The organism is Thermococcus sp., assembly GCF_027008145.1.
In the GTDB taxonomy this organism is placed as follows: Archaea; Methanobacteriota_B; Thermococci; order Thermococcales; family Thermococcaceae; genus Thermococcus.
Genome location: NZ_JALTCZ010000023.1, coordinates 1 through 11,485 on the forward strand (window position 1 = coordinate 1; position 11,485 = coordinate 11,485).

The 11,485-nt window shown below is 51.3% G+C and carries 12 protein-coding genes; 2 read left to right on the forward strand and 10 right to left on the reverse strand.

What is annotated here, in order from left to right:
- The 8 genes from MVD07_RS00970 to MVD07_RS01005 all read right to left on the reverse strand — a co-directional run.
- Positions 1–3,246, reverse strand: a 3,246-nt coding sequence (locus MVD07_RS00970; RefSeq protein WP_297497411.1) for an N-6 DNA methylase, incomplete at its 3' end; no start/stop codon positions are given.
- A gap of 82 nt (positions 3,247–3,328) precedes the next feature.
- Positions 3,329–3,838: a [protein ADP-ribosylglutamate] hydrolase gene (locus tag MVD07_RS00975; protein WP_297497414.1), complete on the reverse strand. Its 510-nt coding sequence runs from the start codon at positions 3,836–3,838 to the stop codon at positions 3,329–3,331.
- Positions 3,839–3,876: 38 nt separating this feature from the next.
- Positions 3,877–5,151 (reverse strand): amidohydrolase family protein, encoded by a 1,275-nt coding sequence (locus MVD07_RS00980; RefSeq protein ID WP_297497416.1) that lies wholly within the window; start codon positions 5,149–5,151, stop codon positions 3,877–3,879.
- A 230-nt stretch (positions 5,152–5,381) separates the two neighbouring features.
- Positions 5,382–6,155, reverse strand: coding sequence for an S-methyl-5'-thioadenosine phosphorylase (locus MVD07_RS00985; protein ID WP_297497443.1), 774 nt, complete (start codon positions 6,153–6,155; stop codon positions 5,382–5,384).
- Between the two features lie 69 nt (positions 6,156–6,224).
- Entirely contained in the window at positions 6,225–6,617 is a 393-nt protein-coding gene (locus MVD07_RS00990) for a hypothetical protein (protein WP_297497419.1), read from the reverse strand.
- Positions 6,618–6,704: 87 nt separating this feature from the next.
- Complete coding sequence (locus tag MVD07_RS00995) at positions 6,705–7,397, reverse strand: hypothetical protein (protein WP_297497422.1); 693 nt, start codon at positions 7,395–7,397, stop codon at positions 6,705–6,707.
- The gene (locus tag MVD07_RS01000; RefSeq protein ID WP_297497425.1) at positions 7,394–8,050 is read right to left on the reverse strand and encodes a hypothetical protein; all 657 of its coding nucleotides are present in this window, start codon (positions 8,048–8,050) and stop codon (positions 7,394–7,396) included. Before MVD07_RS01000 ends, MVD07_RS00995 begins: the two co-directional genes overlap by 4 nt.
- Positions 8,041–8,832, reverse strand: a complete 792-nt coding sequence (locus tag MVD07_RS01005) for a hypothetical protein (RefSeq protein WP_297497428.1) — start codon at positions 8,830–8,832, stop codon at positions 8,041–8,043. The genes MVD07_RS01000 and MVD07_RS01005 overlap by 10 nt, the downstream gene beginning before the upstream one ends.
- Positions 8,833–9,015: 183 nt before the next feature.
- Here MVD07_RS01005 and MVD07_RS01010 point away from each other — a divergent pair, with 183 nt between their 5' ends.
- Positions 9,016–9,744 carry a proteasome assembly chaperone family protein gene (locus MVD07_RS01010; RefSeq protein WP_297497431.1) on the forward strand — a complete coding sequence of 243 codons (729 nt, stop codon included), beginning with the start codon at positions 9,016–9,018 and terminating at the stop codon, positions 9,742–9,744.
- A 9-nt stretch (positions 9,745–9,753) separates the two neighbouring features.
- Entirely contained in the window at positions 9,754–10,137 is a 384-nt protein-coding gene (locus tag MVD07_RS01015; protein ID WP_297497434.1) for a DUF473 domain-containing protein, read from the forward strand.
- Here MVD07_RS01015 and nucS read toward each other — a convergent pair.
- Positions 10,134–10,883 carry an endonuclease NucS gene (nucS, locus tag MVD07_RS01020; protein ID WP_297497436.1) on the reverse strand — a complete coding sequence of 250 codons (750 nt, stop codon included), beginning with the start codon at positions 10,881–10,883 and terminating at the stop codon, positions 10,134–10,136. The genes MVD07_RS01015 and nucS overlap by 4 nt on opposite strands.
- A 29-nt stretch (positions 10,884–10,912) precedes the next feature.
- The coding region (gene radA / locus MVD07_RS01025) for a DNA repair and recombination protein RadA (RefSeq protein ID WP_297497440.1) at positions 10,913–11,485 on the reverse strand (573 nt) is incomplete at its 5' end.

Genomic DNA, 11,485 nt, shown 5'->3' on the forward strand with positions numbered 1-11,485 from the left:
GTTCGCCGAGACCCTCTGCCTTATGTAGTAGTCGAGGGTGAAGCTGTTGAGGAGCGCCATGAGGTATAGGGTTTCCGAGTAGGGTATCCTCTCCTGAACGAGCTTCCCGTCCCTGATGGCGTATCTGAAGGGTTTGAAGTAATTAAGTGAATGCCCCATGAAGACCCGCTTGGGCAGAATTGCACTTATGAGGGTTCTCTCGTTTGTAGAGCTTGCTATCGCCCTGTAAACGAGCCTGTGCTCCTCGTAGTCGAGCTTAAACCTTCCGCTCTCAAAGTTCTCCCTTGCGAGTTCGTAGTTTTCGTTAATAAACTCTTTGAGTTTCTTTCCTTTAAGCCCAAGTCTCTGACCTTCGGCCTTAAGGAACTGTCTAACTCTTCTAAGCTCCTTTTTTAAGACCCTCTCCCTTCCCATCTCCTCCTCGACCCAGTACCTCGGTTCGCTGAAGAACGGCTCGTACTGGTGTATCATCTTGCCCTCGTAGAGGACGAGGCCTCTGTGAGACGTGTTGAAGAGACGGTTATCGGTAGTCATATTGAAGTCTGCCTGAATCAGGTTACGTCCGTAGAGCTCCTGCCACAGCCTGTGGTTATCTCTAATCTTTAAACATAGGCCGATGTCACTCGGAGCCTTTCTAAATTCAAACACCCCAAAAACATAAGGTGAAAGGTCAAATATGACGTTCCGTGGATAGTTAAATGTTACTGCTTGAATGAAGTTCTCGAAGGTTCCGCCGTTTTTAGCAAGCCACTCCTCATAGTCGCTCTGGGTAACATAGAAGGCCGCTCTGAAGGGCCTATTACACTTATCCTTCGTGAAAAACACCACGTCGAACTTGAACTGGGGATGAACATCCCTGAACCATCCATGTCCGCGGTTCTCGAAGGAAATCAGCTCCCTGAGGCAATAATTTTCAAAAATTTCCTTCCTTAGGGGCATCGCACCTTCATCAGTGTGGAAGTTGGAGGGAATGAGCAGGTTCACGACACCTTTGGAAAGCTCGATCGCCCTTTCGAGGAAGACTTTCTGAAGGGTTACCTTCCCTTCAGTGCTGAACCTGTATCTCCACCGAACAAACTGGGAGAGCCTTTTTATCCTGCCGTGATACTCTTCCCACAGAGCTGTAAGTTCCTCAGATTCCTCCAGTTTCCTGCTGAACTTTCTCTTGAACTCTTTACCGGATATGCTGAACTTCGTAACTCCCTTCGGGAAAACATCCCTGAAAAGCTCCTCATGTAGGGCCGCGAACTCTTTCTCCGAGGGTTCAACAGTCTCCCACGGCGGGTTGCCTATCACCCCGTGGAAGCCCCTCTCTTCTTTGGGTAGAGGCTCGCCGTTCTCGTCGAAGTAGAGGAAAAAGAACTCAAGCGGATAGAACAGGGGCTTCTCGAAGTCCCAACCTTTCTCCTTCATCTTCTCGATCAGTTTCTCCCTTATCCGCGCCTTTATCTCGTCCATCCCCTCAAGAACCTCAGGGTTCAGCGGATCTCTCAGGTAAGCCTCCCTCTTCTCCCAGAGTGCCTTTATCTCGTCCTTGAAGTCCTTCATCAGCTCGACTACCTCGTCGTCCGGAAGGGAAACTATCGAGTTGCCGTTTATGAGGTTCATCTCAAGGTCGGGCAGGATGTGCTCCTCCGAGCCGAGGTTTTTGTACCTGAATTCCTGAGGTTCGAGCTTTATTGCCTCCTTCCAGATGTTAACTTTGGCGACGTCTATTGCCCTCTCGTCGAGGTCAACGCCGTAGATGTGGCGGAGAATTATGAGGGAGAGCAGCTTTCTCCTGTGAAGGCCAAAACCGAGGAACTTCCTTATCTCCCTAACGAGGGCCTTCTGTTTTCTTATGTGCTCCGGCTCCGCAAGCTCTTTAAGAGCGTTCTTGTAGCTCTCAGCCCATCTTGTCTTTTCATCTATCTCTCCATAAACGGCATAGATTTCCCTCAGGACTTTGATCAGAAAAGAGCCGGAACCGCAGGCAGGGTCAACAATTGCAATCGAAGTGAGCTTCCTCGCCAGCCCCCATGCCCTTTCCTCCTCTATTTCCTTCGAGTTAAGAACCTCAAGGAGTTCGTTCTTGACGGGTTCAAAAAGCTCCCCAACGAGTCTTTTGGCCATGTAGCGGGTTATCTCGCTGGGGGTGTAATATATCCCCATCTGCTTTCTCTTTTCGGCCAAAAACATCTCGTAGGCCTTCCCAAAAACGTCCTCGTCGATCTTCCTGAAGTTGTAGTAGAGGAGGCCCCTTTGGAATGCCCCTCTCCATCCCTCAACTCCGAGGATGAGCTTGATCCTCTTCATAAAGCTCGTTATGTTCTCATCGCTACCCTCAAGGGTATCCAGCGGAGAGCTTTTGAAAAGCTCCGTATCATAGTAAGCGTAGAACCAGTCATCTATCTCTCCGAAGAACTCCTCAAGGACTTTCCTCGGGCCACGAGGGCTCCATCTTCCTTCAACAGACGTGAAGGTATCATGAAGGAAACGGAAGGGAATTAGGCCGTGATCCTCAAGCGTTTTTATGAACATGAACTTGTTGAGCAGATGCACAATGCTCTCGCTCGGATTTTTAATCCTCCACTTCACCTTTTCAAGGGTTGCGTACCAGCCCTTAAGGTCGTTGAAGAACCTCTCGTCGAGGTCGTACTGGGGAAGTTTATCTTCCTTCCTCCTCACAAGCTCCCAGATGTCGCGGATCTCCCCGAGTTCGGTTGCAAACTCCGAAAAAGACTCTCTGTGGAAGGGTTTGAAGTCATAGACAGCCTCCCTGCTGAAGTAATAAACGTCGACGAGATTCGTGAGGATGACGTAGTCAACCTGCGCCTCCTTGAGGTACCGCACTATCTGGTTTTCCCTCTCGCCTTTCATCTGATTGTAGATGTCCTCAAGCGAAAGGGGCTTTATCTTTACGCCGTTCTTAACTTTGTATGCTCTGTGCATTGCCTTAAGCTCGATGGCAACTGGATTGGTTGCTCCGCTCTTTACCACAAAGTCCACCCATCCACTGCCGAGCTTTATCTCCGGCACCCACTCAAGGCCCAAATGTTCAAGTATTGGGCTGAACAGAAACTCGGAGAGCAGGAACTCGGGTTTTGCAAAACCAATGCTCTCAATGTACTTGCGAGCGTTTTGGGTCTTCAATTGCTCTGAGATTTCCTGAACAAAAGCAGACGTTAGCTCAACGGCCCCAAGCGATGAGAGAACCCTCAAGTCATCAAGATAATCCTTGAGGAGTTTTTTATTAACCCCCACCATATTTAGCACCCGTGAGATTTCCCCACTGAATCTTAAAAGTCCATCGCCTTTAAGTAACTCCAAGCTTTAAGAACATTAACTGTTAATGCCGGTGAAGCACAAGATAGACCCTCTCAACGCTTTTCGCTTCCCCCTTAAACTCCTCCACGACCTCCTGAAAAGTTTTAACGACCTCCTCGAGGGGACAGCCGTATATGCCGGCGCCTATCGCTGGAAAGGCTATGCTCTTCACACCGAGCTCCTCGGCCTTCCTGAGAACACCGAGGATGGCCCTCCTGAGCTTCTCCTTCTTTTCTCCATCCCAGATACCACCGCAGTAGGGGCCAACCGTGTGGATAACGTACCTGATTCCGTGCTTTTCGAGCCTTAGGGCGGGGGTTACTACGACCTCCCCATGCTCTATCCAGTCCTTTCCGAGCTGTTCTCGCATCATCTCCTTGCTTATCCTGACGTATTCCCTCGCGTTTCCAGTTGCTGCCTTCGCTATCGCGTAGGCAACTCCCCCGCCGTGTTCTAAATAGCGGTTGGCCGCATTGGCTATAGCCTCGGCAGGGAAGCGAGTTATATCACCTCTAACAATCTCGAACTCCATACCACCACCGGAGAAAGTTAGAGGGAAAGAATTTAATGCTAACTCAACCTCTCTATGACCCTCTCTGCCCCGCCGATAACCTTCTCCTCGTCGAGGGTGAGTACTTCCCTGTCGAGCATCAGGATTTTGCCGTCCACTATCGTCGTCTCAACGTCGTTGCCGTTGGCGGAATAGACAAGGTGGCTTATCACGTTGTTTACAGGCCTCAGGTGGGGCTGGTTGAAGTTGATTATGGCTATATCGGCGAGGTAGCCCTCCTTTATAACCCCAGCGTTGAGGCGCACTGCCTTTGCGCCGTTAAGCGTTGCCATCTTAAAGACCGTCTTGGCGTCGGCAACAGTCGGATCGAGGTTGTGAACCTTGTGGAGAAGAGCGGCGAGCTTCATTTCCTCTAGCATGTCAAGGTTGTTGTTGCTCGCGGCTCCATCGGTGCCGAGGCCGACGTTGATTCCCGCGTTGAGGAGCTTTTGAAGTGGCATCACTCCGCTGGCGAGCTTCATGTTGCTCCCGGGATTGTGGGCGACGGTGACGCCGTTTCTTGCCAGAATCTGGATGTCCCTGCTGTCCAGCCAGACGCCGTGAGCTATTATCACGTCGCTCCCGAGGAATCCGATTTCATCGAGGAGAACGACCGGGCTCTTGCCGTAGCGCTCCTGTATCTTCCCGAGCTCTGCCATTGTCTCGCTAACGTGGATCGTTATCAGCTTGCCCTTCTCGCTGGCAAGTCTCCGAACTTCTCTCAGAAGGGCCAGCGAGCAGGTGTAAGGGGCGTGGGGACCAAAAACGAAGTAAAGCCTGGGAGAGTTCAGTTTTTCAATGACCTTCATCTCGCGGAGGGCCTCATCTATCTCCTTCTCCGTCTTGTCGGGGTCACCGAGATCTATCATGCCATAGCTGAGGTAGCCCCTGAGACCGGCATCAAGGACTGCCTCAGCCACCGCATCCATATGGAAGTACATGTCCATGAAGGTCGTCGTGCCGCTCTTTATCATCTCAAGAGTCCCCAGGTAGGCGCCAACCTTTACATCCTCCCGGGTAAGCCTGGCCTCCTTAGGCCAGATATACTTCTGAAGCCACTCCATCAGAGGCAAATCATCTGCCAGCCCCCTAAAAAAGCCCATGGGGGAGTGTGTGTGAAGATTAACGAAGCCTGGGGAAATGACCCTCCCGGTTGCGTCTATAACAGTATCGGCGGACTCTTTTATGCTCCTCCTGACCTCAGATATCCTGTTCCCCTCGATGAGAACATCGGCCTTTACCACATCAAAGTTCTCGCCGTAGATAACGTAACCGTTCCTGATGAGAATGCTCATCCCGACCACCTCAGCCCCTTTGAAAGGCTATGTTTTCGGTGGGAGTTAAAAAGGTTTCATCAGAAGGAATCCCAATGTTCCTCTAAAGTGCCCATCCACGGCATCCACCTTGTTAGTGTTAGTCCTGAAAGCTTTGATGCTAATCCCGTGCTTTTTCGAGGCGGTGAGCCCGGCAAGCCCCCTCTGACCCCCGCCTCAAAGAGGAGGCTTTCAAAAGAAAAAATATCATTTCACACGAACATTGTCTTCAGCACATCCGCACAGCCGCAGTGCCTCTCCTCCGGAATCTTCGGTATCCCCTTCCTAAGGAGCTCCTGAACCTTGTAGTTGTTCTCGGCCATGACCTTGAGGACTTCCTGTGCATCGACGGGCTTCTCGGCCCAGACGTCGTAGTCGGTTACCGTTGCGATGTTAACGTAGCACATTCCGAGTTCGCGCGCGAGGTTAACCTCTGGAACAAGGGTCATGCCTATGATGTGGGCGAACTGCCTGAACATGAAGCTCTCGGAGCGAGTTGAGAACCTTGGGCCTTCGATGCAGACGTAGGTGCCCTTCTCGTGCACCGGAAAGCCGAGCTCCTTGGCGGTTTCATAGAATATCTTCCTCATTTCGGGGCAGAAGGGGTCAGCCATCGAGACGTGAGCTACTTTAGGCCCATTGTAGAAGGTGTAGTCGCGCTTTTTGGTGAAGTCGATGAACTGGTCGGTTATGACTATGTCGCCCGGCTTGTACTCCTCGCGGAGCGAGCCAACCGCGGTGATTCCTATAACCCTCTCAACGCCCAGCTCATGGAGCGCCCAGATGTTGGCCCTGTAGGGAACCTCATGTGGCGGGAACTCGTGGTGTTTCCCGTGCCTCGGTATGAACGCAACTTCAACTCCTTCTATTTCGCCTATCTCCACCGGAGCGGACGGCCTTCCGTATGGTGTGTGAACCTTTACCGTTTCCTTCGGCTCGAAAACGCCGTAGACGCCAGAACCGCCTATTATGCCTATCCTCGGCATGATCACCACCCCGTAAAAATAAAGCCCGAGTTATTTAAGGGTTGCCTCTCCAGTGGAAATAAAACTCAGTTAGTTAGCTCCCCCTACCCCCTCATTGCTAGGCCGGAAAGTGATTGAAAAAATGACCAACAGCAACAGAGACCCATACCAAAAAATGACCCAAGGGAGGAAAACAAGGAATGTAGTAAACCAAATGCCGCTGAGGAGAACACTTGGGAATTCAAATGGGAGAGCAATGAGGGCATAGGCCGTTAGAAGGTGCTTTAAGGGCAAGCGATCACCGGTAATGCCAAGGATGATCTCCAAGATAGCCATGAAAGCTATATATACCCACAATGCGATGGTTGGTAGCTTTTCAAAAATCCAGAAGTTGTACATAACCGTCATGAATAACGGATAAGTAAAGACAAAAATCCTGAGGAAAAGCCTCAAAAAAATGAGGGAGCGAACAGAGTATTTCATATCCTCACCTCCATGAATAATAATGCCAGACTTTTGCCATATCTGGGTTGGTATCGACAGTATTCACAGTGGAAATGGAGCTCCGCACTAAAGCTCACCCCCACCACGCTGATCCGGACTGCCAAACGCAAAAGCCAGAGCAAGAACAGATACCATAACTCCAAGCAGGGCAAAACCTTCAACGGTCTGGGAATTGGAGATAGCAGGGCGGAGGATGAAGTACATCAAGAGCGGGATGGGGGAATAGTGCAGGCGCTTTATCCGGAGGGGAACCGAAAGTAATCCCAACAGGAGAAGCGCGCAGATTGTGGATTCCAGAGTAAAGTCAGCGCAACGAATAACATCGTCGATTAATAAAAATACCGAGAAAGCGAGGCCAAAGAAAAATCTTTCTGCCACATCTCTTGATTGTATAGCACTACCTCCAGAGAGCCTGAAGGCGATGAGCGAAAGGGCTAGGCCTGCAACGGACAGGGCCAGAACCCAGCGAGCCCAGCAGAGAGAAGCTAAGAGGGTAACGCTGAAGTAGAGGGAGAGAGACGCCATGGCAAGCTTCCCATACTTGGGAAACCACGCTATCACCGAAGCCAGCCCGAAGATGAACATCCCCACTGAAAAGACGAGACAGAGGAGGTTGTAAAAGCTCACGCAGAATGCATAGCACGTCCCATCGAGAGAGCCGAAGAAGTAGAGCACCTCAAAGAAGGCCAGAATTGCTAGTAAAACCGCGAAGAGCACCCCTCTGACGAGTTTTCCATTTCCACCCGATTTTGGCTTCATTTACGGTACCTCCACAAACAGAGGAGCAACCCCACGAGGGATAGGAATGCTTCGTAGGCGAAGAGGTAAAACCCCGGAATCAGGAAGTAGAGGGTTGTGTATACACCACCAGAAAACGCAAAGAAAGCTCCGCATCCCCTGTACCTCCACAGAAGAGGAGAGAAGAAGAACAGCATGATAAGCAACCCGTCAAGAAGTTCCTGCGGGTGAAAATAATGGTCAGAAAGCACCATGAGCGGTACCCATAGGAAAAACATCATCAAAAAATAAACGTGGGCTCCCAACACCCAAGTAAGGGCCATCTTGAGATTTATCTTAGAAAAACCAAGGAGCATGAACAGCACCGACATGATTAGAGCAACCCCAGCGAGAACCCTGTCGAAGCTGGTAACCCCCATAAGAAGCGGAAAGCCGAGGTACGCAACAGCGGTCACGAAAAAGGCCCCCTTCTTGTTCGAGAAAAGCAGGGCCAAAACAACAAGGCCGAGTGATTCCAAGATCGTTGAGAGGACAAGACATGGATTGTCGTAAATGACAGGTCCCCTTACGTAATAGCACTCGGTCGTGAAAGGAAGATACATGAATTCAAAGTAAATTATCACAACTAAAATCACCAAAAGAGAAAGAAAAGAGAAAATCCGCTTCAGTTCCATGCCGTGTACCCCCAATTTTTAGACATATCAGGATTAGTGCCAAAGGTTGCCATTAGATGGTCCCAAGTGTTACTAACATAAATTACCACACCTTGCTCGTATGGTTCGGAGTGAATTAAATGACGCACGCACAAAGTGGCATAGGTCTGGTCGTTACTCCAATCACTACGGAATATCAATTTGCCGTTTAAAACTTCAATGCTCTCAATGTCCTCACAATCATACGTTGAATCCCTATCTGAGTAATTATGGCACCTATATTGGTCATATGCTTGGTCAACTCCAGGAACTGGGTAGTCCTCATCATAGAAATGAACCTCGTAGATTACATCGTTTTCGCTCCATTCAACAACTATTTCCGAGATGTTGTTGTTTCCATTGACGTCATAGGAATCAAAACCATGCCCCCCAGTAATATCAACCCTAACCTGTACCCACCAGTGGATTGGATAGGGAATCGACGAGCTCATCGGAGCGTAGTAGTAATCGTAAACCTTACCCTTATCCCTAATGGATGCAACTTTAATGGGCTTCACCACGAGGGTTTTTGCATTCTTGGGATAAAAGCTCTTCTGGTAAAGGTAGGAAACATAGTCACTGATGAGAAGGTACTTCAACTGCTCCCTCTGCTCAGGAGTTAGATTCCTGGCATAGGGTGCAATCTCAGCGTCAAGCTCTTTGTCAAACTTCTCGAGGATAAGGTGTGTAAGTTCATCCACAAAGTAAGGATTCTCGGTGACTCCCTTAGCCTTGTTCAGGTCAATCTGGTAGCGAACGAACATGTCAACTGCCGTCCACCCACTTACAGTCTTCTTTTGAAAGTCTCGCCCTTCAGGGCGGGGGATAGGCCACTCGGCCAAAGTAACAAACAAAGTGACTCAATCTAATTTCTCCAACACTCTGGAAACAAATGACCCGAAAAATTTAATAACCTTTTGGAATTAAACTCTTCGGGGGATGAAGAAATGGAGAACAGCAAACCAGTCAAGATAGTTCTCCCCGAAATAAAGAATCCAATATTTATAGAGGGCTACCCCGGGATAGGCCTCGTCGGCCATATAGCGGGGAACTTCCTGGCCAAGGAGCTGAACATGGATATGATAGGCTACGTTGAAAGCCCGTTCCTCCCGCCGGTTACGCTGGTTCTGGAGGGCAAACCAAACCCCCCGCTCCGCTTCTACGGGAAGGACAACATAATAGTGGCCGTCGCGGACATCTACGTCCCCCCAACACTGGTCAACGAGATAGCCAGGGAGCTCGCGAGGTACCTCAAGGAGATGAACGCCCAAACGGTGGTTTCACTCGGTGGTATGGGCATCGGCCTCTTCAAGGAGAAGATGGAAGTATGGGGAGTTGGTGCGAGGGAAGAGCTCAACAGGAAGCTTGAGGAAGCTGGAGTAAAGGTGCTCCAGTACGGCTCGATAATGGGGATGAGCGGAAAGCTCCTATGGGAGGCTTCAAGGGAGGGGCTCGACGCCTACGTCCTCCTCGGCGAGACCTTCGGGGACAGACCCGACCCGAGGGCAGCGGCTAACGTCATCGAGGCACTGAAGAAGATAGTCCCGATAGAGGCGTCAACTGAACCTCTCCTAAAGGAGGCCGAGATGATAGAGGAACAGCTCAGGAGGATGCACCAGCAGATGGAGGAGGCCAGAAAGAAAGCCCAGCAACAGTATGAAACCCTCTACCTGTGAGGTGAGAGTATGGAGGCGGTTGTCCTGGCCGGAATAGCTAGAAGGGTTCTCGACGAGCTGTTGAAGAACCCCTACCGGACGATTGAGCTCAGGGGCGCGAGGAACGTCCTGGCCGTGGAGAGAGCCCTTGAAGAGGCCTCAAGGCTGTTCCTGACCTACGACCCCTTCGAGGACGTCTCGGTCGGGACGGAAGGTCTGCTAACCGAGCTCATCGAGGCTAGGGAGCTTGAGATGAGGATACCCTGGGAGGAAAGCGACGAGAGGGAAATGACTGTCTGCAGGGCCAGGATAAAACTCCTAGGGCTCGGAAGGGTCACGGATGTTGAGAGAGAAGGCGACGTAATCCTCGTCAGGGTTAGAGAGCTTCTCCCGCACGAGATGGGTATGGGTTAAAGGAGAGTCCTCTGCCTGCCTCCGGTTCCCCTCTCCCTTTTTGGTGGCTCAAGTTTCCTGAACTCTAAGCCTTCCTTTTCGAGGAGTTTTCTTGCCCCGGAGGTGAGGGAGGGAGCAACTAAGATTCCCCTAACGTTCGGGTGCTCCTCCCTAAGGGCCTCGACGTAGCTCTTCAGCTGTCTAACCGCGTGAAGTTCAGCCCTCCTCCGCTTCAGCTCAAGGACGACGATGTTTCCGTTCTTATCTACCCCGAGGATGTCCACTATGCCGTGCTTTATCGGCTTCTCCCTGTGGAGGGGTCGGAAACCGGGCTCTATCAGTTCCGGTTTCTTGAATATCACCTCAGCCATCTCAGCCTCGCTACCGGTAAGGGCCAGCTCCTCGTAGTCCTCAGCCTGGAAGAGAACCATGTGGTATACCTCTTCCATCTCAACCACGAGGGTCTCCCGGGGTTTCCTCCTAACTGAAACGAGAGCTGGAAGCTCCCTCATCTCAAAGCGGACGACGCTCCCTGGCGGTTGCCAGTTAACCGGCTCCCTCTTCTTGCTCTGGTGAACGAGGAAAGAGCCGTCGGGCTTGAGCACTATAACCCTGTCCCCTGAGCCGAGTTCGCTCTTGGCCCTGCCCTCGTAGTGAACCTTACAGCGGGCAAAAACAACGAGCACAGCTCCCCGGGAGAGGGCCCTCTCGAAAAGCTCCCGGATCTCCTCTGGAGTTGGCTCGCCCAGGTACTCAACCTTGTGCATGGAAAAAGGTAGGAAAGGGGGTTAAAAAATTAGTCCTCAACACCCTTATCAGTTATCCTGAAGACGGCCTCACCCTCGGGCAGGTGCGGGCTGTCTATCAGGCGAGCAACCCTCTTTCCGGCCTTACCCTTCCTGAGGTAGACCCTTAGCGTTGCGCTGTGGGCCAGGATGTGGCCCCCAACGGGTCTCGTCGGATCGCCGAAGAAGGCATCCGGCTTAGCCTGGACCTGGTTTGTGACGAAGATTGCTATGTCATAGAGGTCCGCTAGGCGATGGAGATCCGCTAGGTGCTTTGCCAGCTTCTGCTGTCTCTCAGCGAGCGTTCCTCTCCCAACGTACTCGCTCCTGAAGTGGGACATCAGGGAATCAACCACGAGGAGCTTGACGGGCCTGTCCGTTGAGGCCTTCTCCTTGATGATCTCCTCAGCCTTTTCCACGAGGAGCATCTGGTGGTTGCTGTTGAAAGCGCGAGCAACGTAGATGTTCTTGAGAACTTCCTCGGGCTGAAGCCCGCGGTTTTCAGCTATCTGCCTTATCCTCTCGGGCCTGAAAGTGTTCTCGGTGTCTATCCAGATGACCGAACCACCAAGGCCACCTTCCTC

Excerpts from the sequence above, each read along its gene's own strand:
- MVD07_RS00975 (WP_297497414.1), bottom strand. The coding sequence starts at position 3,838 with ATGGAGTTCGAGATTGTTAGAGGTGATATAACTCGCTTCCCTGCCGAG.
- MVD07_RS00980 (WP_297497416.1), bottom strand. The coding sequence starts at position 5,151 with ATGAGCATTCTCATCAGGAACGGTTACGTTATCTACGGCGAGAACTTT.
- MVD07_RS00985 (WP_297497443.1), bottom strand. The coding sequence starts at position 6,155 with ATGCCGAGGATAGGCATAATAGGCGGTTCTGGCGTCTACGGCGTTTTC.
- MVD07_RS00990 (WP_297497419.1), bottom strand. The coding sequence starts at position 6,617 with ATGAAATACTCTGTTCGCTCCCTCATTTTTTTGAGGCTTTTCCTCAGG.
- MVD07_RS00995 (WP_297497422.1), bottom strand. The coding sequence starts at position 7,397 with ATGAAGCCAAAATCGGGTGGAAATGGAAAACTCGTCAGAGGGGTGCTC.
- MVD07_RS01000 (WP_297497425.1), bottom strand. The coding sequence starts at position 8,050 with ATGGAACTGAAGCGGATTTTCTCTTTTCTTTCTCTTTTGGTGATTTTA.
- MVD07_RS01005 (WP_297497428.1), bottom strand. The coding sequence starts at position 8,832 with ATGTTCGTTCGCTACCAGATTGACCTGAACAAGGCTAAGGGAGTCACC.
- MVD07_RS01010 (WP_297497431.1), top strand. The coding sequence starts at position 9,016 with ATGGAGAACAGCAAACCAGTCAAGATAGTTCTCCCCGAAATAAAGAAT.
- MVD07_RS01015 (WP_297497434.1), top strand. The coding sequence starts at position 9,754 with ATGGAGGCGGTTGTCCTGGCCGGAATAGCTAGAAGGGTTCTCGACGAG.
- nucS (WP_297497436.1), bottom strand. The coding sequence starts at position 10,883 with ATGCACAAGGTTGAGTACCTGGGCGAGCCAACTCCAGAGGAGATCCGG.